Origin of the sequence: Pandoraea sp. NPDC087047 (genome assembly GCF_044745225.1) — a bacterium.
GTDB lineage: Bacteria > Pseudomonadota > Gammaproteobacteria > Burkholderiales > Burkholderiaceae > Pandoraea.
Map to the genome: position 1 here is coordinate 501,976 of NZ_JBIUZU010000004.1, position 20,399 is coordinate 522,374.

Annotated in this window: 18 protein-coding genes; 11 read left to right on the top strand and 7 right to left on the bottom strand. The window is 62.0% G+C overall.

Features of this window, described 5'->3' with window-relative positions; translation table 11 throughout:
* Window positions 1–70: 70 nt before the first annotated feature.
* The 6 genes from fdhF to ACIPHM_RS10240 form a co-directional block, all read right to left on the bottom strand.
* Window positions 71–2,935 (bottom strand): formate dehydrogenase subunit alpha, encoded by a 2,865-nt coding sequence (gene fdhF / locus ACIPHM_RS10215; RefSeq protein ID WP_400327444.1) that lies wholly within the window; start codon window positions 2,933–2,935, stop codon window positions 71–73.
* 13 nt (window positions 2,936–2,948) lie between these two features.
* Window positions 2,949–4,556 carry a formate dehydrogenase beta subunit gene (locus tag ACIPHM_RS10220; RefSeq protein WP_400327446.1) on the bottom strand — a complete coding sequence of 536 codons (1,608 nt, stop codon included), beginning with the start codon at window positions 4,554–4,556 and terminating at the stop codon, window positions 2,949–2,951.
* Entirely contained in the window at window positions 4,553–5,020 is a 468-nt protein-coding gene (locus tag ACIPHM_RS10225) for a formate dehydrogenase subunit gamma (protein ID WP_400327447.1), read from the bottom strand. The genes ACIPHM_RS10220 and ACIPHM_RS10225 overlap by 4 nt, the downstream gene beginning before the upstream one ends.
* 488 nt (window positions 5,021–5,508) lie before the next feature.
* Window positions 5,509–6,222 carry a GntR family transcriptional regulator gene (locus tag ACIPHM_RS10230; RefSeq protein WP_400327449.1) on the bottom strand — a complete coding sequence of 238 codons (714 nt, stop codon included), beginning with the start codon at window positions 6,220–6,222 and terminating at the stop codon, window positions 5,509–5,511.
* 29 nt (window positions 6,223–6,251) lie between these two features.
* Window positions 6,252–6,470: a hypothetical protein gene (locus ACIPHM_RS10235; RefSeq protein WP_069343425.1), complete on the bottom strand. Its 219-nt coding sequence runs from the start codon at window positions 6,468–6,470 to the stop codon at window positions 6,252–6,254.
* Between the two features lie 584 nt (window positions 6,471–7,054).
* Entirely contained in the window at window positions 7,055–8,068 is a 1,014-nt protein-coding gene (locus ACIPHM_RS10240; protein ID WP_400327451.1) for a 2-dehydropantoate 2-reductase, read from the bottom strand.
* A gap of 741 nt (window positions 8,069–8,809) precedes the next feature.
* On the opposite strand from ACIPHM_RS10240, the gene oxlT reads away from it, so the two are divergent.
* The 7 genes from oxlT to ACIPHM_RS10275 all read left to right on the top strand — a co-directional run bounded on the left by oxlT (window position 8,810) and on the right by ACIPHM_RS10275 (window position 16,900).
* Window positions 8,810–10,156, top strand: coding sequence for an oxalate/formate MFS antiporter (oxlT, locus tag ACIPHM_RS10245; RefSeq protein WP_400327452.1), 1,347 nt, complete (start codon window positions 8,810–8,812; stop codon window positions 10,154–10,156).
* A 217-nt stretch (window positions 10,157–10,373) separates the two neighbouring features.
* On the top strand, window positions 10,374–12,164 hold the full coding sequence (oxc, locus tag ACIPHM_RS10250) for an oxalyl-CoA decarboxylase (protein ID WP_400327454.1): 1,791 nt from the start codon (window positions 10,374–10,376) through the stop codon (window positions 12,162–12,164).
* 25 nt (window positions 12,165–12,189) lie between these two features.
* Entirely contained in the window at window positions 12,190–13,440 is a 1,251-nt protein-coding gene (gene frc / locus ACIPHM_RS10255; protein WP_400327456.1) for a formyl-CoA transferase, read from the top strand.
* Between the two features lie 238 nt (window positions 13,441–13,678).
* Window positions 13,679–14,119: a PAS domain-containing protein gene (locus ACIPHM_RS10260; RefSeq protein ID WP_400327458.1), complete on the top strand. Its 441-nt coding sequence runs from the start codon at window positions 13,679–13,681 to the stop codon at window positions 14,117–14,119.
* A gap of 455 nt (window positions 14,120–14,574) precedes the next feature.
* Window positions 14,575–14,718 (top strand): hypothetical protein, encoded by a 144-nt coding sequence (locus ACIPHM_RS10265; protein WP_400327459.1) that lies wholly within the window; start codon window positions 14,575–14,577, stop codon window positions 14,716–14,718.
* A 12-nt stretch (window positions 14,719–14,730) separates the two neighbouring features.
* Window positions 14,731–15,978: a formyl-CoA transferase gene (gene frc / locus ACIPHM_RS10270; protein ID WP_400327461.1), complete on the top strand. Its 1,248-nt coding sequence runs from the start codon at window positions 14,731–14,733 to the stop codon at window positions 15,976–15,978.
* 148 nt (window positions 15,979–16,126) lie between these two features.
* Entirely contained in the window at window positions 16,127–16,900 is a 774-nt protein-coding gene (locus tag ACIPHM_RS10275) for a fumarylacetoacetate hydrolase family protein (protein ID WP_400327463.1), read from the top strand.
* A 171-nt stretch (window positions 16,901–17,071) separates the two neighbouring features.
* Here ACIPHM_RS10275 and ACIPHM_RS10280 read toward each other — a convergent pair whose 3' ends face one another.
* The gene (locus tag ACIPHM_RS10280; RefSeq protein WP_400327464.1) at window positions 17,072–18,028 is read right to left on the bottom strand and encodes a LysR family transcriptional regulator; all 957 of its coding nucleotides are present in this window, start codon (window positions 18,026–18,028) and stop codon (window positions 17,072–17,074) included.
* 262 nt (window positions 18,029–18,290) lie between these two features.
* Between ACIPHM_RS10280 and ACIPHM_RS10285 the strand changes: the two genes are divergently transcribed.
* The 4 genes from ACIPHM_RS10285 to ACIPHM_RS10300 all read left to right on the top strand — a co-directional run.
* Window positions 18,291–18,665 carry a hypothetical protein gene (locus ACIPHM_RS10285; protein ID WP_400327466.1) on the top strand — a complete coding sequence of 125 codons (375 nt, stop codon included), beginning with the start codon at window positions 18,291–18,293 and terminating at the stop codon, window positions 18,663–18,665.
* Window positions 18,666–18,707: 42 nt separating this feature from the next.
* Window positions 18,708–19,838, top strand: a complete 1,131-nt coding sequence (locus tag ACIPHM_RS10290) for a Re/Si-specific NAD(P)(+) transhydrogenase subunit alpha (protein WP_400327467.1) — start codon at window positions 18,708–18,710, stop codon at window positions 19,836–19,838.
* 15 nt (window positions 19,839–19,853) lie between these two features.
* Entirely contained in the window at window positions 19,854–20,198 is a 345-nt protein-coding gene (locus tag ACIPHM_RS10295) for an NAD(P) transhydrogenase subunit alpha (RefSeq protein ID WP_400327469.1), read from the top strand.
* A 1-nt stretch (window position 20,199) separates the two neighbouring features.
* The coding region (locus ACIPHM_RS10300) for an NAD(P)(+) transhydrogenase (Re/Si-specific) subunit beta (protein WP_400327471.1) at window positions 20,200–20,399 on the top strand (200 nt) is incomplete at its 3' end.

Here is a 20,399-nt window from a genome sequence, read left to right on the forward strand (position 1 = left end):
GCGCGCGGCTTCGTTCTCGTTCGACTGAATCGACCGACGAAGGCCCGCGCGCGTCTCTTCCTTGCGTGCCTCAGCTCGTACTGGCTTCCGTCGCGCTGTGGGCGTGTCCGAGGAACGCTTCTTGCTGACGGTTGAAGTCCGAGTATTGGCGTTGCCATTCCGACGGTTGCGCCACCGGCGTGACCTGTACGGCTGTCACCTTGTACTCGGGACAGTTCGTTGCCCAGTCCGAGTTGTCGGTGGTGATCACGTTCGCCCCCGATTCCGGGAAGTGGAACGTGGTGTACACCACGCCGGGCTGCATGCGCTCGCTGACCACCGCACGCAACACCGTCTCGCCTGCACGGCTTTGAATCCCGACCCAGTCTCCGTCCTTCACGCCGCGCTCTTCGGCATCGTGCGGATGAATCTCCAGCCGGTCTTCGTCGTGCCAGTAGACGTTGTCCGTACGACGCGTTTGCGCGCCCACGTTGTACTGCGACAGAATCCGCCCGGTCGTGAGGATGAGCGGGAAACGGCGCGTGACCTTTTCGTCCGTCGGCACGTACTGCGTGATGAGGAACTTGCCCTTGCCGCGAACGAATTCGTCGATGTGCATGACCGGCGTGCCCTCGGGTGCGCCTTCGTTGCACGGCCACTGCACGCTGCCCATGCGGTCGAGCTTCTCGTAGCTCACGCCCGTGAATGTCGGCGTGAGACGCGCGATCTCGTCCATGATTTCCGACGGGTGCGAGTAGTTCATCTCGTAGCCCAGGCGCTTGGCCAGTTGAATCGTCACTTCCCAGTCGGCGTACCCGGCGCGCGGCGGCATGACCTGACGCACCCGCGAGATGCGACGCTCGGCGTTGGTGAACGTGCCGTCCTTCTCCAGGAACGACGAGCCCGGCAGCAGCACGTGCGCGTACTTCGCGGTTTCGTTCAGGAAGATGTCCTGCACGACGATGCACTCCATCTGTTCGAGCGCGTGCGTGACGTGCTGCGTGTTCGGGTCGGACTGCACGATGTCCTCGCCCTGGCAGTACAGGCCCATGAAGGTGCCCGCGAGCGCGGCGTCGAACATGTTCGGAATGCGCAGGCCCGGCTCGGATTGCAGCTCGACACCCCATTCGGCTTCGAACAGTGCGCGCGCGGCCGAATCCGACACGTGACGATAGCCCGGCAATTCGTGCGGGAACGCACCCATGTCGCACGAGCCCTGCACGTTGTTCTGTCCGCGCAGCGGGTTCACGCCCACACCTTCGCGGCCGATATTGCCGGTGACCATCGAGAGGTTGGCGATACCGATCACTGTCGTGGAGCCCTGTGCGTGTTCCGTCACGCCCAGGCCGTAGTAGATCGCGGCGTTACCGCCAGTGGCGTACAGGCGAGCGGCACCACGCACGAGATGCGCGGGCACACCGGTGTGCGCTTCGGTGGCTTCCGGCGAATTCTCGGCGCGGGCGATGAACTCGCGCCATTGCGCGAACGCGCGATCTTCGCAGCGCTCGGCGATGAATTCGTCGGCCATGAGACCTTCGGTGACGATCACGTGCGCCAGCGCGTTGACCATGGCCACGTTCGTGCCCGGGCGCAGTTGCAGGTGATAGTCGGCCTTGACGTGCGGGCTCTTCACCAGATCGATGCGACGCGGGTCGATCACGATCAGCTTCGCGCCTTCGCGCAGACGCTTCTTCATGCGCGAGCCGAACACCGGGTGGCCGTCGGTCGGGTTCGCCCCCATCACGAGAATCACATCCGAATGCTCGACCGACTTGAACGTCTGCGTGCCGGCCGATTCGCCGAGCGTCGCCTTCAGACCGTAGCCGGTGGGCGAGTGGCACACGCGAGCGCAGGTGTCGACGTTGTTGTTGCCGAACGCCGCGCGCACGAGCTTCTGCACGAGATAGTCTTCTTCGTTCGTGCAGCGCGACGAGACGAGACCGCCGATCGAGTCGCGTCCGTATTTGGCCTGAATGCGTTTGAACTCCGACGCCGCGTAATCGAGCGCCTCGTCCCACGACACTTCCTGCCATGGGTCCGTGATGTTCTTGCGGACCTTGGGCGTGAGGATACGGTCCTTATGCGTGGCGTAGCCCCAGGCAAAGCGGCCCTTCACGCAAGCGTGGCCTTCGTTGGCCTGACCGTCCTTGTGCGGCACCATGCGCACGACTTCGTTGCCCTTCATCTCTGCCTTGAACGAGCAGCCCACGCCGCAATAGGCGCAGGTGGTGATCTTGGCGTGCTCGGCCTGACCGAGGTGGATGACCGACTTTTCCTGAAGTGTCGCGGTCGGGCAGGCGGCCACGCAGGCGCCGCACGACACGCATTCCGAATCCATGAACGGCTGATCCTGGCCCGGCGAGACGCGTGCTTCGAAGCCGCGGCCCGAGATCGTCAGCGCAAACGTGCCCTGCGTTTCTTCACAGGCGCGCACGCAACGGTTGCAGACGATGCACTTCGAGGCGTCGTACGTGAAGTAGGGGTTCGATTCGTCTTTCTGGCTATCGAAGTGATTCGCGCCGTCAAAGCCGTAGCGCACTTCGCGCAGGCCCGTCACACCGGCCATGTCCTGCAGTTCGCAGTCGCCGTTGGCGGCACACGTCAGGCAGTCGAGCGGGTGATCGGAGATGTACAGCTCCATCACGCCCTTGCGCAGTTCTTGCAGCTTGGACGATTGCGTGCGGACTTTCATGCCGGGCTCGACCGGCGTGGTGCACGAGGCCGGGAAGCCGCGACGGCCTTCGATCTCGACCAGACACAGACGGCATGAGCCGAACGGCTCCAGCGAGTCGGTGGCGCACAGCTTGGGTACGTTCACGCCGCCTTCGGAGGCGGCGCGCATGATCGACGTGCCCGCGGGCACGGTGACCTGTTCGCCGTCGATCTCCAGCGTGACTTCCTTCGTCGATTCGCGGCGCGGCGTGCCGTAATCCTTCTCAAACATCGGGTCCATCATGATCGGGGGTCTCCTAGGCGGCCTTGGTCGGCAGGTTCGACGGTTCGGCCGCGCCGAAGTCTTCGGGGAAATGGTTCAGCGCGGACAGCACGGGGTAGGGCGTCATGCCGCCCATCGCGCACAGCGAGCCGGCGAGCATGGTGTCGCACAGGTCGCGCAGCAGCTTGATCTGCTTGGGACGGTCGCGACCGTCGATGATCCTGTCCATCACTTCGACGCCGCGCGTCGAGCCGATGCGGCACGGCGTGCACTTGCCGCACGATTCGATGGTGCAGAACTCCATCGCGTAACGAGCGAGCTTCGCCAGATCGACGGTGTCGTCGTGCGCCACGATGCCGCCGTGGCCGAGCACGGCCCAGTGAGCAGCGAACGCTTCGTAATCGAGCGGGGTATCCCACTGCGATTCCGGCAGATAGGAGCCGAGCGGGCCGCCGACCTGCACCGCACGCAGCGCTCGTCCGGTGATCGCACCGCCGCCGTAGTCGTACAGGATCTCGCGCAAGGTCACGCCGAAAGCCTTTTCGATGAGGCCGCCGTACTTGATGTTGCCCGCGAGCTGAATGGGCAGGGTGCCGCGCGAGCGTCCCATGCCGAAGTTCTTATAGAACTCGCCGCCGCGATCCATGATGATCGGCACCGACGCCAGCGAAATCACGTTGTTGATAACCGTCGGCAGGCCGAAAAGGCCCTCGATGGCCGGCAGCGGTGGCTTGGCGCGCACCACACCGCGCTTGCCTTCGAGACTTTCGAGCAGCGCCGTTTCTTCGCCGCAGACATACGCGCCTGCGGCTTTGCGCACTTCGAGATGGAAGGTCTTGCCCGAGTCGAGAATGTTCTCGCCGAGGTAGCCCGCCTGGTTGGCGTTCACGATGGCTTCGTTGAGCACATCGATGGCGTGCGGATATTCGCTGCGCACGTAGATGTAGCCGCGCGTGGCGCCTACGGCAATGCCGGCAATCGTCATGCCTTCGACGAGCACCAGCGGGTCGCCTTCCATCAGCATGCGGTCGGCGAACGTGCCCGAATCGCCTTCGTCGGCGTTGCAGACGATGTACTTCTGCGTGGCGGGCGTGTTCAGTACCGTCTTCCATTTGATGCCGGTCGGAAACGCTGCGCCACCACGGCCGCGCAGGCCCGATTCGGTCACTTGCGCGACGATGGCCGCACCGTCCATCGCCAGCGCGTTGCGCAGGCCGCGATAGCCGTCGTGTGCGACGTAATCGTCGACCGAGACGGGGTCGGTGATGCCCACGCGAGCGAACGTCAGCCGTTCCTGCTTCTTGAAATACGGAATCGCTTCGGTCAGGCCGAGCGCGAGCGGATGATCGCCGCCGGACGTGACATTGGCGTCGAACAGGCTCGCTACGTCGTCGACGTCGACCGGGCCATAGGCGACGCGACCCGCCGGGGTCACGACTTCGAGCAGCGGTTCGAGCCAGAGCATGCCGCGCGTGCCGTTGCGGATCAACTCGATGTCGATGCCGCGCTGCGCGGCTTGTGCGGTGATCGCCTGGGCGACTTCATCGGCGCCGAGTGCGAGGGCGGCGGAGTCACGCGGCAGATAAAGGCGGACTTTGCCCGGCGCGGCTGCCGTCTTGGTGGAAGTGGGGGACTGGCTCATACGGCTTCCTTGGCGCGGGCGACCAGACGGTCGAATTTCTCGGGGGTGACGCGCGCGTGCAGCTTGTCGTCGATGGTGATCGCGGGGGACGTGGCGCACTGGCCCAGGCAATACACCGGTTCGAGGGCGACGTCGCCGCTGTGGCTGTGCATCGCGCATCCCAGCGCGCGCTCGGCGTGGGCGACGAGTGCGTCTGCGCCCATGCTCTGGCACGCCTCGGCGCGACAGATCTGAATCACGTGTCGCGGCGGCGGGCTGGTACGGAAGTGGTGGTAGAACGTGATCACGCCATGCACTTCGGCGCGAGACAGGTTGAGGGCATTGGCGATGACGGATACGGCATCCGGGGGAACGTAGCCGAAAGCTTCCTGAACGTCATGGAGGATCGGAAGGAGGGGGCCTTCCTGCGCCGCATGAGCGTCCAGAATTGCTTGCACCGTCGCGATGGAAAAAGCCTCGCGCATGGCTGATGTCTCCTGTTTGGCGCACGGTGGGGAACCGCGCGCCTGAGGGTGGTTATATGTTCTTGTCCTGCCCCGGGGCGAGAGACCCATTGGTCACATCCGGCGACGCTGCTCGGGTCTAGCGATCAGCGCGGCGCCGAACGAGCGTGCGACACATAGCCCCCACCATATGTCGCACGAGGTCGGCCTCTCGCCCGTGCTCACTTCGTCAATCTACGGTCAGTATGTAAAACACGATATATGATATATGGTATACGTGCAATAGCGTCGAGCCGGATTTGGCGGGATCGTTTACCCGAATTCGGGAGGGGGAAAATGCAGCGGATGAAGCGGATGAAGCGGGCTCGGCAAGAGAGGCCGACATCGCATGGCAAAGCGGGAGGGGCGGGGGAAAGCCGCCGCGAAGGGACAAGAAAAAAGCCAGTGACGCTTGCACATCACTGGCTTTTTCATGACGCACCCTAAGTGCGTCGCGCGAATGCCGTCGCTTATTCGAGGAAGTCGCAGTGCTCTTCAACGAAGGCGGCCAGACCGAGCGTATGGTCGCGTGCAAGTTTTTCGGCGAGTTCCGTATCGCGCTTTTCGAGGGCGGTAATGATCTTCAGATGATCGACGATCGAGCGAGCGGCCCGGTCGTTCTGAGCGATCGTCACCTTGCGGATGGCGCGCACATGAATAAACAGGTTCTTGATCGTATTGGCGATGGCCTGCGAGCCGCCGAGATTGATCAATGCCTGATGAAAGTCGATGTTCGCGTCCGAATACTCTTCAATATGATCCGTCGGCGGTGCATTGACGAACTCGTCGAACAGGTGACGCAGCTTGGCGATTTCTTCATCGCTCGCATTCAACGTGGCCAGACGCGCCGACATGCCTTCAAGGGCAGCCCACATCTGGATCATCTCGACGATTTCACGCTTGGTCTTGCGGATGATGAAAATGCCCCGGCGCGGCACCGTACGCAGAAAGCCTTCCTGTTCCAGCAGGGTCATGGCTTCACGAATCGGCGTGCGCGAAACGCCAAGCACCTGGATGAGCTGACGCTCGTCCAGGCGAATTTCTTCCTTCTGGTTATAGATATCGGCATCGGCGATGGCTTTTTTCAGCAGCGCATACGCCTGATTGCGAAAACTCGTGGTGGTGTCGATCGGCTCCAGCGCGAGCGGAGTCACGCGCGCCGGAGTTGGGGTGATCAGGGACATGCAATAGTCTCCTAGGTATTACGGCCCCTTCAGAGGCGCAATGCTTGCTGCCCCACGATGGTTGCCGGCTTCGTGACGAGTTTACCCGATTCGTTTGCCTGCGTGGTTTCCGCCAGGTAAGCGAAGCGGCCATTCGTTTCGGCTTTTTCGAGCATCTTGGCGGGCAGTGCGACGAACAGATGAACCATGGCGACACCGGCGGCGAGGGCGGAAGCCAGGGCGAGCAGAGTAAGTGCAGCGACTAACATGGTGACACTCCTGATAAAGGTTGACGGGTCGATATGTGGGGGAGAACTTGCTTTGCATTGTATGTCGCGCCGCAACAAGTCTCAAGATATACCACATACCGAATATCAAAATTTATCGTTTTTCGGGACGTCCTTCACGTCACACTACGCTTTCACGGCTCGGATTTGTCTCTTTTTCCGATAGTGCGGGGTTGTGTCGATGGTGGGGATGAACCTCCTGGGATCTCCGTCGGGCTTGCAATGATTCGGATTTCGGGACGCCAGTGGCGCGCGCAGTTCCGGGTGAATCAGGCGATGCTTTCGGGTGGCGCAAATGCACGTTATTGCGTTGCCGCGAAACCACATCCGGTATTGGGTGGCCAGGCGCATTATCGAACGCGCCGCACAGGAACGTCCGGCAAAAAAAACCGGCCGCGACCGGAGGTCCGGTGGCGGCACGCGAGAGCGATGGCGGGGCTGGGACAGAACGTTTCGCTTCGTCGCTCCCCCTCTCTCTATATATAGTCAGTGCGGATTCGGGCAGGGCACGAGGTCATGCCCCGCGATCCGGTGTTTCCGGGAAACCACGCCGGCGTCGAATCACGTCACGCCGCTTTGGCCAGGCGCTCCTGCGCGGCCGCCACGGCATCGGGTTTCGTCATGAACTCGCGCTGCTTGATAAGCGCGAGCACGACATCGAGCGTGGGTGTCGGGACATTCGCCAGCCGCCCCATTTCCTGCACGACGGAGACGAGCGGATCGATTTCCATGGCGCGATCGCGTTCGAGATCCTGGAGCATCGACGTTTTGTGCGCGCCCACGGCACCTGCGCCGTTGATCCGGCGCTCGACATCCACGCGGAAATGCACGCCGAACTTGTCGCCGATGGCTTTGGCTTCGAGCATCATGGCGCGTGCCACGGCGCGCGTGCCTGGATCGCTTGCAATGATGTCGAGCGTGCCGTGCGTCAGCGCGGAGATCGGATTGAAGCAGAGATTGCCCCAGAGCTTAAGCCAGATCTCGTCGCGGATATTCTCGCGAATCGGCGCATCGAGGCCGCCCGCAGTCATCAGTTGCGAGAGCTTTTCGACCCGCTCGGTGCGCTCGCCGCTGGCTTCGCCGAGCGGGAATTTATTGCCGTAGACGTGCTGGATCACACCCGGTGCAACGACCTCGGTCGCCGGATAGACGACGCAACCGATCGCGCGCTCGGGGCCGAGCTGTTGCCACTGACGGCCACCCGGATCGATGCTCTCGAGCGTCGAGCCTTCGAGGGCGCCGCCGTGCTTATAGAAATACCAGTAGGGGATGCCGTTCACGGCCGTGACGACGGCCGTATTCGGGCCGATCAGCGGCTGCATCGCGTCGAGTACCGACGGTACCGAGTGTGCTTTCAGGGCGATGATCACGTAGTCCTGATGCCCGAGTTCGCGCGCATCGTCCGTGCAGCGCAATTGGGCGACGCGTTCTTCGCCGTCGATGAGCAACTTGAGTCCGTGCTCGCGCATGGCCGCCAGATGCGGGCCACGTGCCACCAGACTGACATCGGCTCCGGCGCGCGCGAGTTGCACGCCGAGATAGCCACCGATGGCACCGGCGCCATAGATGCAAATCTTCATGAAGTCTCTCCCTCCAAAGGTCAATCGAAACCTGGGGCCTGGTATTGGCCGTTTATTTTTCTAATACCAAATGTTGTATATCGTATATCACACAGGGAATAGCGCCAAGCCTTCCCGGTCCATTTGGTCTCATGGTTTCCCCGAGGATGCGGGCAAAACCGTCTTTCCGATGTGTGAGCGTGGCGGGCATGAAATGCATCTGTGAAATGCCGGACGGCGTTCGACGAGCGAATTATTACGGTGTGTTACAGCGACAGCGGGGGATCGAACAAGCGGGTGTATTGTGAGAAAAAATAACATAAATATCGCTTTGTGCTCGTTTTAAAAAATCCGAAGGAGCCCGATATAAAAGGCCTGAGCGCCTTATTTGGTATGCTTCTCGGATCAGGTTAACTCCTTAGTGTTTTCGCATTGCGTTGTTGCGCTGCTCCGTCCTACAGTGGCGTTACTGTATCTAGCCGCCACTTAGAACAGTGCCTCGCGTGCCGTAGTTGTTTTCGCTGCAATGGACGAAAACGACTTCGGCACGCGAGGTGAGAAACGAGGACAGCGATAAATTAGTGTTGACTTATATCTGATATATCGTATATTTCGTTCGGTATATTTACGGGAAATGCAATGGACCCCGTGAGCATCAGAGACCAAGTCGACGAGGCGAAGACCTCGTAAAGCATACCCAGGGGGCGTAGACCCCATCCGGAAGGTGTTGTTGTTGTGAAGCTGCCAAACAACTGAAAACCGATGGAGGAGGTACAAGTGGAGACGACAAATCAACACGGCAAGCAATCCGTGTTCGCGAGCCCTTGGGTTCAGCTCGTGTTCGGCGTGATTTGCATGGCGATGATCGCCAACTTGCAGTATGGGTGGACGCTGTTCGTCAACCCGATCGATGAGAAGTATCACTGGGGCCGTACGGCCATTCAGGTGGCGTTCACGATTTTCGTCGTGACGGAAACCTGGCTGGTGCCGATCGAAGGGTATCTGGTCGACAAGTTCGGCCCGCGCCCTGTCGTGGTCGGCGGCGGTTTGCTGTGCGGTATCGCATGGGTGCTCAACGCCTATGCCTCATCCCTGCCGATGCTGTATTTCGCAGCGGCGGTGGGCGGTGTCGGCGCCGGTGCGGTGTATGGCACCTGCGTGGGTAACGCGCTGAAGTGGTTCCCGGATCGTCGCGGTCTCGCCGCGGGCATTACCGCTGCCGGTTTCGGCGCCGGTTCGGCACTGACCGTGGTACCGATCGCCAACATGATCAAGTCCAGCGGCTACGAGAACACCTTCCTGACCTTCGGTCTGGGCCAGGGGATCATCGTGCTGGTGCTGGGTCTGGCGCTCGCGAGTCCGCCCGCATCGATCGAAGCACTCAAGAAGCTGGCGCCGGGGGCAATGCGCTACAACGCCAAGCCGACGGAAGTCATGCGCTCCCCGGTGTTCTGGCTGATGTATCTGATGTTCGTGCTGATGGCCGCTGGCGGTCTGATGGCAACGGCACAGCTCGGCCCGATCGCCAAGGACTACGGTCTGGATCAGGCGCCTGTCTCGCTTCTCGGCCTCACACTGCCCGCACTCACCTTCGCACTGGCCATCGACCGTGTGCTCAACGGGGTGACGCGTCCGGTGTTCGGCTGGATTTCGGACAAGATCGGCCGGGAAAACACGATGTTCATCGCCTTCGCGATGGAAGCCGTGGGGATCTATGCGCTGGCGAAGTATGGCCAGCACCCGGTGGCCTTCGTGCTCCTGACCGGCCTGGTGTTCTTCGCCTGGGGTGAGATCTACAGCTTGTTCCCGGCGACCTGCGCCGACACGTATGGCTCGAAGTATGCCGCCACCAACGCGGGGATGTTGTACACCGCGAAGGGGACCGCCGCTTTGCTGGTGCCCTTCTCGAGTGTCATCACCTCGATGACCGGTAGCTGGCAGGCCGTGTTTATGGTTGCCTGTGCCATGAATGCCTTCGCTGCCTTCCTTGCCTTGTTCGTCCTCAAGCCGATGCGTGCCCGTCTGGCGCAACGTTACGCGAGTGACTACAAGGAGCAGGCGAGTGAGCCGGTCGTAAAAGCTGCGGATCTGAGCCGCAGCACCACGTAACGCGAACTCGATACGGCATCTTGAAATTAAGTAGTCCTACGCATGAAAGCAGACTGGCTGAATTGATTAGAGACATGTTTGACCGGCGTGCAATCCGGGCCCTCACGGGTTCGGTTGCACGCCCGGATGAGCAAGTAGAGAAGCAGTACGGGAATACCCACTAATCGTCAGACAAGACGACGCAACACTGAAACCGGAAAAATTGGAGGAGAGAATTATGTCCATTGCGATGACCGTGCCAGTCGGCAAGGCGGAAAACGACACCGCGGGCGACACGCTCAAAGACAACAGCCGACACGCGAACATCGTGTCCGAGGCAGCAACGACCGATGGTTTCCATCTGGTCATCGATGCCCTGAAAGCGAACGACATCGACACCATCTTCGGTCTGGTGGGGATTCCCATCACCGATCTGGCCCGTCTTGCGCAAGCCGAAGGCATGCGTTTCATTGGCTTCCGCCATGAGCAGCATGCCGGCCACGCGGCCGCCATCGCCGGCTACATGACGCAAAAGCCGGGCATCTGCCTGACGGTGTCTGCGCCCGGCTTCCTGAACGGTCTGACGGCACTCGCCAACGCGACCACCAACTGCTTCCCGATGATTCTCATCAGCGGCTCGAGCGAGCGTGAGATCGTCGACTTGCAGCAGGGCGATTACGAAGAAATGGATCAGCTCAATGCGGCCAAGCCGTATTGCAAAGCCGCCTACCGCGTGCTGCACGCCGAGGATATTGGCGTTGGCCTGGCCCGCGCGATCCGTGCCGCCGTGTCGGGTCGTCCCGGCGGCGTCTATCTGGATCTGCCGGCCAAGCTGCTGGCCCAGACCATCGATGCACAGAAGGCCAAGGATTCGCTGATCCGCGTGATCGACGCCGCACCGCGTCAGATCCCGGCGCAGGACGCCGTGCAACGCGCGCTCGACGTTATCAAGGGCGCCAAGCGTCCGCTGATTCTGCTGGGCAAGGGCGCTTCGTATGCACAAGCCGACGCAGACATCCGCGCGCTTGTCGAGAAGACAGGCATTCCGTACCTGCCGATGTCGATGGCCAAGGGCCTGCTGCCCGACACGCATGAGCAATCGGCCTCGGCTGCGCGCTCGTTCGTGCTTCAGGAAGCCGACGTCGTCGTGCTGATCGGCGCGCGCCTGAACTGGCTGCTTGCCCATGGCAAGGGCAAGACGTGGGGCGCGGCACCGAAGAAGTTCGTGCAGATCGACATCTCGCCGACGGAAATCGACAGCAACGTGGCAATCGCTGCGCCGGTGATCGGTGATATCGGTTCGTGCGTGAAGGCCTTGCTCGCGGGCGTGGACGCCAACTTCGGCAAGCCGTCCACCGAGTGGACCGGCGCGATTGCAGAGCGCAAGAACAAGAACCTGGCGAAGATGGCGGCAACGCTTGCGCAGAATCCGTCGCCGATGAACTTCCACAGCGCACTCGGCGCGATTCGCGATGTGCTCAAGCAGCACCCGGACATCAACCTCGTCAACGAGGGCGCGAACACGCTCGACTACGCCCGCAGCATCATCGACCAGTACCAGCCGCGCAAGCGCTTCGACTCGGGTACGTGGGGCGTGATGGGCATCGGCATGGGCTTCGCCATCGGCGCGGCCGTCACGAGCGGCTTGCCGGTCGTGGCCATCGAGGGCGACAGCGCATTCGGCTTCAGCGGCATGGAACTCGAAACCATCTGCCGTTACGAGCTGCCGGTCACCACCATCATCTTCAATAACAACGGCGTGTATCGCGGTACCGATGTCAACCCGACGGGCGGCAAGGACGTGGCCCCGACGGTGTTCGTCAAGGGCGCGCGCTACGACAAGATGATCGAAGCGTTCGGCGGCATTGGCTACAACGTGACGACGCCGGAAGAACTGACGAAGGCTCTCGAAGCGTCCATCGCCTCGGGCAAGCCGACCCTGATCAACGCCGTCATCGACGAAGCCGCAGGCACCGAGAGCGGCCGTCTGACGAATCTGAATCCGCAAAGCGCGGCGATGAAAAAGTAAGCCGAGTCAATCAAGGAGACATGACATGAGCAAACCCCTCGAAGGAATCAAGATCATCGACTTCACGCACGTGCAGGCCGGCCCGGCATGTACGCAGCTGCTGGCCTGGTTCGGCGCAGACGTGATCAAGGTGGAGCGCCCGGGTTCGGGCGACGTCACGCGTAACCAACTGCGCGACATTCCCGACGCCGATGCCTTGTACTTCACGATGCTCAACAGCAACAAGCGCTCGCTGACGCTGGATACGAAGACGCAGGAAGGCAAGGAAGTGCTCGAGAAGCTGGTCAAGGAGTCGGACGTTCTCGTCGAGAACTTCGCCCCGGGCGCACTGGACCGCATGGGCTTCACGTGGGAGCGTCTGAACGAGCTGAACCCGAAGCTGATCGTGGCCTCGGTCAAGGGCTTCTCGGATGGTCACCATTACGATGACCTGAAGGTTTATGAGAACGTGGCGCAGTGCGCAGGCGGCGCTGCCTCGACGACGGGTTTCTGGGACGGCCCCCCGACGGTGTCGGCCGCCGCGCTCGGCGACAGCAACACCGGCATGCACCTGGCGATCGGCATTCTGACGGCGCTCATCGGCCGCGGCCAGACGGGCCGTGGTCAGAAGGTGGCCGTCTCGATGCAGGATTCCGTCATCAACCTGTGCCGTGTGAAGCTGCGCGACCAGCAGCGTCTGGACCGTATCGGCTACCTCGAAGAGTATCCGCAGTACCCGCACGGCGAGTTCAGCGACGTGGTGCCGCGCGGCGGTAACGCCGGCGGTGGCGGTCAGCCGGGCTGGGTGCTCAAGTGCAAAGGCTGGGAGACGGACCCGAACGCGTACATCTACTTCACGATTCAAGGTCACGCCTGGGAACCGATCTGCCGCGCGCTGGGCAAGCCGGAATGGATCACCGATCCGAACTACGCCACGGCACAAGCCCGTCAACCGCACATCTTCGATATCTTCGCGACCATCGAAGCATGGCTGGCCGACAAGACGAAGTACGAAGCGGTCGACATCCTGCGCAAGTTCGATATCCCGTGTGCGCCGGTGCTGTCGATGAAGGAAATCGCCAACGATCCGTCGCTGCGCGCTTCGGGCACGATCGTGGAAGTGCCGCACAAGGAACGCGGTTCGTACCTGACCGTCGGCAGCCCGATCAAGTTCTCGGGCCTGAAGCCGGAAATCACGGGTTCGCCGCTGCTGGGCGAGCACACCGACGAGATTCTGGCCGAGCTGGGTTACAGCAAGGACCAGATCGCGAACCTGCACACGTCGCGTTCGGTGTAAGTCCGTTTCGAGCCGGCTGAACGAACCGATAAGCAAACGTTGTCGTGCCGCATGCACCGTTGCCGCCTTCGGGCGGTGACGGTGCGCGCGCTCGCGGTCAAGGTGTTCACGGGTGCGGCTCCGCGGAGCGGGCGCCCGTTTTTATTTTCGGGACCGGGTTGTCCTCTAATTGATGTAATTTGTTGGCATGTTTGTCAGTCGTGCCAATCGCATTCCCCACAAAACTATTGGAGGCATCATGAGCGCATCCGTCGACGTCAACCAGTTGGTGCAAGCGGTGGGCGACGCCATCGTCGTCGCCGACCCGAACAACATCATCACGTTGTGGAATGCCGGCGCGCAGAAGATGTTCGGTTTCTCGGCGGACGAGGCGCTCGGGCAGCCGCTGGACATCATCATCCCCGAGCGGCTGCGGGCACGTCACAACGAAGGCTATGCCAAGACGATGGAGACGGGGCAGACCAAGTACGGCAGCGACTTGCTCAAGGTGCCTGCCGCGCACAAGGATGGCCGTGCCATGTCGATTGCGTTCACCGTGGCGCTGCTGCATGGCGCCGACGGCGAAGTCACCGGCATCGTCGCCGTGATTCGGGACGAGACCGCGCGTTTTCAGGAGGACCGTCAACTGCGCAAGCGCGTGACGGAACTCGAAGCGAAGCTGGCGGCAATGGCTAACTGATCTGGCGACAGCGCCGTTAGCGCGACGCTAGCGGCACTCCCTCCGCCTGATATCGAAAGAAGCACCGATGCGTGACGCGCATCGGTGCTTTTTGCTTTTCAGCGGACGAAAACAGGGGGGACGCCCAGTCACATGCCTGTAAACCCGTAGCCCGTTGATTCCACTCGCACGATGTTGCAGTGCGCAGGCCCTTTGTTCATCGGGATCTGCGCGATTTCCGGCGAAGAATGCCGCGACACAGCAAATCGCATCGGCAACAAAAAGCCGTTGATAAAATATCGTGTATGAAATACCGTATATCAGAAGATTCGATCGACGGAAGGGATGGCGCCCGAAGAGGCGACGACCGCCGTCAGATCCGGCGAGGCCCGTTGGTATCGCTGCATTCAGACCGCTTTCAGGCGCGTCTCGCACACCTATTACATAAACGCCGTCGCATCAGGAGGAGACAAACCATGTTCACCGTCGCCAGCATCCGGCGCGAAGCCAGCCCCACAGGTGGCACGCACGTTCAGCAGCTTCCGGCTCGCGCCGCAAACCGCGCGCAGACCCGGCATTCGGTCCATGTCACGGGCACCGATGCCCGGGCGACTCGCTGAGCGGAGACGATTATGGGCAAGGCACTCGAAGGTGTGCGCATTCTCGACTTCACGCATGTGCAATCCGGGCCGACGTGTACGCAGTTGTTGGCCTGGTTCGGCGCAGACGTAATCAAGATCGAACGCGCCGGGCATGGCGACGTCACGCGAGATCAGTTGCGTGACATCCCCGACGCGGACAGCCTCTACTTCACGATGCTCAACAGCAACAAGCGCTCGATCACGCTCGATACGAAGCACCCGGAAGGCAAGGCGGTGCTCGAGCGCATGATTCGCGACTGCGACGTGCTCGTGGAGAACTTCGCGCCTGGCGCACTCGATCGCATGGGCTTCACGTGGGAGCACATTCATGCGCTGAACCCGCGCATGATCGTCGCATCGGTCAAGGGCTTCGGCCCCGGTCCGTATCAGGACTGCAAGGTCTACGAGAACGTGGCGCAGTGCGTGGGCGGTGCGGCGTCGACGACCGGTTTCGACGACGGCCCTCCGATGGTCACAGGCGCCCAGATCGGCGACTCCGGCACGGGCCTGCATCTGGCGCTCGGCATCGTCACCGCGCTGTATCAGCGCACGATGACGGGGCAGGGGCAGCGTGTGCTCGCCGCCATGCAGGACGGCGTGCTGAACCTGTGCCGCGTGAAGCTGCGCGATCAGCAGCGTCTCGAGCGCGCCCGGGTAATGGAAGAGTATCCGCAGTATCCCAATGGCGCGTTCGGCGATGCGGTGCCGCGCGCCGGCAATGCGTCGGGGGGCGGTCAGCCGGGCTGGATTCTTAAATGCCGGGGCTGGGAGACGGACCCGAACGCGTACATCTACTTCATCACGCAGGCGCCTGTGTGGGGCGCGATCTGCAAGGTGATCGGCAAGCCCGAGTGGGTCGAGCACTCGGAGTACGCCACGCCGCGTGCACGGCTGCCGCGTCTGCGCGAGATCTTCGACACCATCGAGCAATGGACCATGACGAAGACGAAGTTCGACGTCATGGCGATCCTCAATGAGTACGACATTCCGTGCGGCCCGATCCTGTCGATGAAGGAGATTGCCGAGGATATGTCGTTGCGCGAGACCGGCACCATCGTCGAAGTCGATCACCCGAAGCGCGGCAAGTACCTCACCGTCGGCAATCCGATCAAGCTCTCCGACAGCCCCACGCATGTGGAGCGCTCGCCGCTGCTCGGTGAGCACACCGACGACGTGCTCTCGGAGTTCGGCTACAGCTTGCAGCAAATCGCTGCGCTGCGCGAAGTCGGCGCGGTTTGACGCGCTGGCGCCCCGTTGAATGTTCGCGGGGCGTAAGCGCGCTCAAGTGCCGGCATGAGGCCGACGTGAATGACTTCAAGACATCGCGTCCGGCGCGCACATGGCGAACGTTGCCGTGCCGCCGGGCCGTTACAGGAATGGCAAACGTATGAAGCTCTGGACCCGTTTCAAAACCGCGCATGGCCGCATCGGCTTTGGCCTGCTGCAGGGCGATCACATTCTCGAACATCGCGGCGATCTCTACGATCGGCCGGTCGCCACGGGCGCGACGATTGCGCGCGACGCGGTCGATCTGCTGTGCCCGTGCGAGCCTTCGAAAATCGTGGCGCTCTGGAATAACTTTCACGCGCTCGGCGCGAAGCTCGGCAAGGCCGCGCCGTCGCATCCCCTCTTTCTCATCAAACCTGCGACCACGCTCAACGGGCCCGACGCCGTGATCCGGCGTCCGGCGTCGTATGCCGGGAAGATCGTCTTCGAGGGCGAGCTTGGCGTGGTGATCGGCAAGCGCGCGAGCAACGTGAGCGAGGAAGCGGCACGCGATTACATCCTCGGATACACGCTGGTCAACGACGTCACAGCCGCTGAAATCATCGAGCAGGACGGCAATTTCGCGCAGTGGACGCGTGCCAAAGGCTTCGACACGTTCGGCTGCCTCGGCCCGGTCATTGCCGAGAACTTCGATTGGCGCGAGGCGGAACTGGTCACGACGCTCGACGGTACGGAGCGTCAGCGCTATGCGCTCGCGGACATGATCTTCAACCCGTGGCAGCTCGTCGCGCGCCTGTCTCAGGACATGACGCTGCTGCCCGGCGACGTGATCGCGGTGGGCACGTCGATTGGCGTGGGCTCGATGAAAGAGGGCGCGCTGGTGGAGGTGAGCATCGACGGACTGGGGACGCTGGCCAACCGCATGGGAGGGTAAGCGAGTAAGCGGGTAAGTGCTTCGTCGCACAAAGCAACCGATTTCACGGTGGTCGGCCGGGGTGGCAATGGCCTGAGTCGATCGCCCTTTTTCATTCGGCAGATCCGTGATCTGCCTGGGCATTCGGGGTGGCTGGCGGCTGTTGGTCAGTGTTGACGGTTTGCCGTCGGCTTAATTCGTGTCGCTGCCCGCGGGCGGCGGCACGGGGCTTTTGTAAGCCATCATACCGTCGATGAGCGTGGCGCCTTCGGCCAGCAGGAATTCGCGGAAGGCTTGCGCGACCGGCGGCAGCCGCTTGCTGCGACGGTGCACGACATACCAGCTTTGCCACGCCGGAAAGCCCTGCACGTCGAGCACCGTCAACTGCCCCGTCTGCAATTCCATGCCGACGGTGTGCGCGGACAGGAAGCTGATCCCCATGCCCGCCACCACCGCCTGCTTGATGGTTTCCGTACTGGCGATCTCCATGGCGATCTTCAGTTGCGGGGTGCGATGACCGAACGCGTCCTGCAAGGAATTCCACGTGTCGGATCCGCGCTCGCGGCTGATGAACGGTTCTTCTTTCAGTCGTGAAAACGGAATCTGTTTCTGACCGGCGAGCGGATGTCCGGGCGGCGCGACGATGATGTACGGGTGCGGCGCGAACGCTTCGTTGATCGTGTCGATCTCGTGGGGCGGACGCACCATCACCGCCAGATCGGTGAGGTTTTCGGTGAGTTGGTGCAACAGTTCCTCGCGGTTATGGACCGTGAGGTTGAGCGTGACGCCGGGATGGCGCACGGTGAATGCCGCGAGCAGCCGGGGAAAAAAGTAATCGCCCGCGCTGATGACGGCCACGTTGAGTTTGCCGCCCGTAATGCCCTTGAGGTGATCCATCGCCTCTTCGGTTTCGCGAAAGAGCGCAATGATGGCGCGGCTGTAGTGGAGCATTTCGGTGCCCGCCGGGGTGAGGAAAATCTTCTTGCCCAGTTGCTCGAAGAGCGCAATTCCGGCGTGTGTCTCGAGTTGCTTGACCTGTGTCGAGACGGCCGGTTGCGTGAGGTGAAGTTCTTCGGCGGCGCGCGAAAAGCTCAGATGGCGCGCCACGGTTTCGAAGACTTTCAACTGACGGAGCGTGGCGTGTTTCATGCGGCGGGCATCCAGTTAGGGGAGCGGTGGCAACGCGCTACGGCGTGTCGTTCACCAGCAAAGCGTTCTCCGGAAAGTATAAGTAATCGTTGATGGTTTGCATAATTAACTTTAACTGTCTTTTATATGTCGGGCTGCGTAATCTTCAATGACTGCTGCAATGACAGCCCGCATGAAAGTGGTGTGACAGCAAAGCGAAAGCGACGGTGTCATGTCAGGCGTTACGCGGGTTCAGACGATCACTATTTTGGGAGACGCCATCATGTCGGTCATCGAAACGCATATCAAACCCGCCGCCCTGGCACCGGTTGCCAACGCACATCTGCATGCGTTCAACAACGCGTTCGTCGAACTGGGTCTGGACTGGTATTGGGATAACCATACCTACACCCGTTTGCTGCACACCACTGGCAATCAAGATTTGCCGCTGGCGTATCTCGAAGGCGTTTCGGCGCAGGCGTTGCGCATGGCCGAGCTGGTGATGATCGGGGCTTACCTCGACGGCCACCAGCCGCACCTGCTGCGCGCCTATGAGCCGGAATTCTTGTGCGACCTGATTCACTGCACCAAGGTGCGTTGCTTCGAAGCGGCCAATGAAGGGCGTTCGATGCAGCCGCCGCGAGTCGCTGCGGCCTGAGTTTCATAACACGACAGGGGCTCAGACCCCGAGACAATAACTATGCATATTGGCATTCCAAAGGAGACGGCCGGCGGCGAATCCCGCGTCGCGGCCACACCGGAAACGGTGAAGAAGCTGGTGAGCGCAGGGCATCGCGTCACTGTGGAGCACGGCGCCGGTGAGGCGGCGAGCGTACCCGATGCGGCGTATGTCGCGGCGGGGGCGTCGAACGGCAGTGCTGCCGAGGCGTTCGGCGCCGAGATGGTGCTAAAGGTCCGCGCGCCGTCGGTCGCCGAGATCGCGCACATGCCTCGTGGCGCTGTGGTCGTCGGCATGCTCAATCCGTTCGACGCCGAGAACAACGCGCGCATGGCGGCTGCGGGCATCATCGGTTTCGCTTTGGAAGCCGCGCCGCGCACTACCCGCGCGCAAAGCATGGACGTGCTCTCCTCGCAGGCCAATATCGCGGGCTACAAGGCCGTGATGCTGGCCGCGAACCTCTATCAACGCTTCATGCCGATGCTCATGACGGCGGCCGGGACGGTCAAGGCCGCGCGTCTGGTCGTGCTGGGCGCGGGCGTCGCAGGCTTGCAGGCGATTGCGACGGCCAAGCGGCTGGGCGCGGTGATTGAAGCGTCGGACGTGCGTCCGGCTGTGCGCGAGCAGATCGAATCGCTCGGCGCCAAGTTCATCGACGTGCCCTTTGAAACCGACGAAGAGCGCGAGATTGCGAAGGGGGTGGGCGGCTATGCGCGTCCGATGCCGGCGGCCTGGCTCGCGCGTCAGGCGCAGCTGGTGCATACGCGCCTCACGCAAGCGGACATCGTCATCTCCACCGCACTGATTCCGGGCCGTGCCGCACCGACGTTAATCGCCGAAGACACCGTCAAGGCCATGAAGCCCGGTTCGGTGATTATCGATCTGGCGGCGGGACGCGGTACAAACGGCGGCGGCAACTGCCCGCTGTCGGTGGCCGACGAGGTCGTCAAGGTCCATGGCGTGACGATTGCGGGCTACACCAACCTCGCAGGTATGGTCGCGGCGGACGCCTCGGCGCTCTATGCACGCAACGTGCTCGACTTCCTCAAGCTGGTGATCGACAAGGAAAACAAGCTCGTCATCGATACCAACGACGACATCGTCGCCGCGTGTCTGATGTGCCGCGACGGTCAGGTCCTGCGTGCGGCGTAAGGGGGAGACACAAGAATGGAAATGATCAATCACACGGTGATCAATCTGATCATCTTCGTGCTGGCGGTATACGTCGGCTATCACGTGGTGTGGAACGTCACACCGGCGCTGCACACGCCGCTCATGGCGGTGACGAATGCGATCTCGGCCATCGTGATCGTGGGCGCGATGCTCGCCGCGGGCCTCACCGAAGGCAACCTCGGCAAGACGATGGGCGTCGTCGCTGTCGCGCTCGCGGCGGTCAACGTGTTCGGGGGCTTCCTCGTCACGCAGCGCATGCTGGAGATGTTCAAGAAGAAAGACAAGGCCCCGGCAAAGACGGCGGCCAACGACGAAGCCGCAGCAAAGGGAGCGCACTGACATGAGCATGAATCTTGTGACGCTGTTGTATCTGGTCGCGTCGATCTGTTTCATTCAGGCGCTCAAGGGGCTGTCGAACCCGAAAATGGCGCGGCGTGGCAATGCGTTCGGCATGATCGGCATGGCGATTGCGGCCGTCACCACGATTGCGCTGATTTACGAATTGCGGCGTCTGATGGGCGGCAACTTCTCGGGCCTCGG

Bases quoted from the DNA above. Each gene is read 5' to 3' on its own strand.
- ACIPHM_RS10280 (WP_400327464.1), bottom strand. From the start codon at position 18,028: ATGAAACACGCCACGCTCCGTCAGTTGAAAGTCTTCGAAACCGTGGCG.
- ACIPHM_RS10275 (WP_400327463.1), top strand. From the start codon at position 16,127: ATGAAGCTCTGGACCCGTTTCAAAACCGCGCATGGCCGCATCGGCTTT.
- ACIPHM_RS10285 (WP_400327466.1), top strand. From the start codon at position 18,291: ATGTCGGTCATCGAAACGCATATCAAACCCGCCGCCCTGGCACCGGTT.
- ACIPHM_RS10225 (WP_400327447.1), bottom strand. From the start codon at position 5,020: ATGCGCGAGGCTTTTTCCATCGCGACGGTGCAAGCAATTCTGGACGCT.
- ACIPHM_RS10230 (WP_400327449.1), bottom strand. From the start codon at position 6,222: ATGTCCCTGATCACCCCAACTCCGGCGCGCGTGACTCCGCTCGCGCTG.
- oxc (WP_400327454.1), top strand. From the start codon at position 10,374: ATGTCCATTGCGATGACCGTGCCAGTCGGCAAGGCGGAAAACGACACC.
- ACIPHM_RS10295 (WP_400327469.1), top strand. From the start codon at position 19,854: ATGGAAATGATCAATCACACGGTGATCAATCTGATCATCTTCGTGCTG.
- ACIPHM_RS10240 (WP_400327451.1), bottom strand. From the start codon at position 8,068: ATGAAGATTTGCATCTATGGCGCCGGTGCCATCGGTGGCTATCTCGGC.
- frc (WP_400327456.1), top strand. From the start codon at position 12,190: ATGAGCAAACCCCTCGAAGGAATCAAGATCATCGACTTCACGCACGTG.
- ACIPHM_RS10220 (WP_400327446.1), bottom strand. From the start codon at position 4,556: ATGAGCCAGTCCCCCACTTCCACCAAGACGGCAGCCGCGCCGGGCAAA.
- oxlT (WP_400327452.1), top strand. From the start codon at position 8,810: ATGGAGGAGGTACAAGTGGAGACGACAAATCAACACGGCAAGCAATCC.
- fdhF (WP_400327444.1), bottom strand. From the start codon at position 2,935: ATGATGGACCCGATGTTTGAGAAGGATTACGGCACGCCGCGCCGCGAA.
- ACIPHM_RS10290 (WP_400327467.1), top strand. From the start codon at position 18,708: ATGCATATTGGCATTCCAAAGGAGACGGCCGGCGGCGAATCCCGCGTC.
- ACIPHM_RS10260 (WP_400327458.1), top strand. From the start codon at position 13,679: ATGAGCGCATCCGTCGACGTCAACCAGTTGGTGCAAGCGGTGGGCGAC.
- ACIPHM_RS10265 (WP_400327459.1), top strand. From the start codon at position 14,575: ATGTTCACCGTCGCCAGCATCCGGCGCGAAGCCAGCCCCACAGGTGGC.
- frc (WP_400327461.1), top strand. From the start codon at position 14,731: ATGGGCAAGGCACTCGAAGGTGTGCGCATTCTCGACTTCACGCATGTG.
- ACIPHM_RS10235 (WP_069343425.1), bottom strand. From the start codon at position 6,470: ATGTTAGTCGCTGCACTTACTCTGCTCGCCCTGGCTTCCGCCCTCGCC.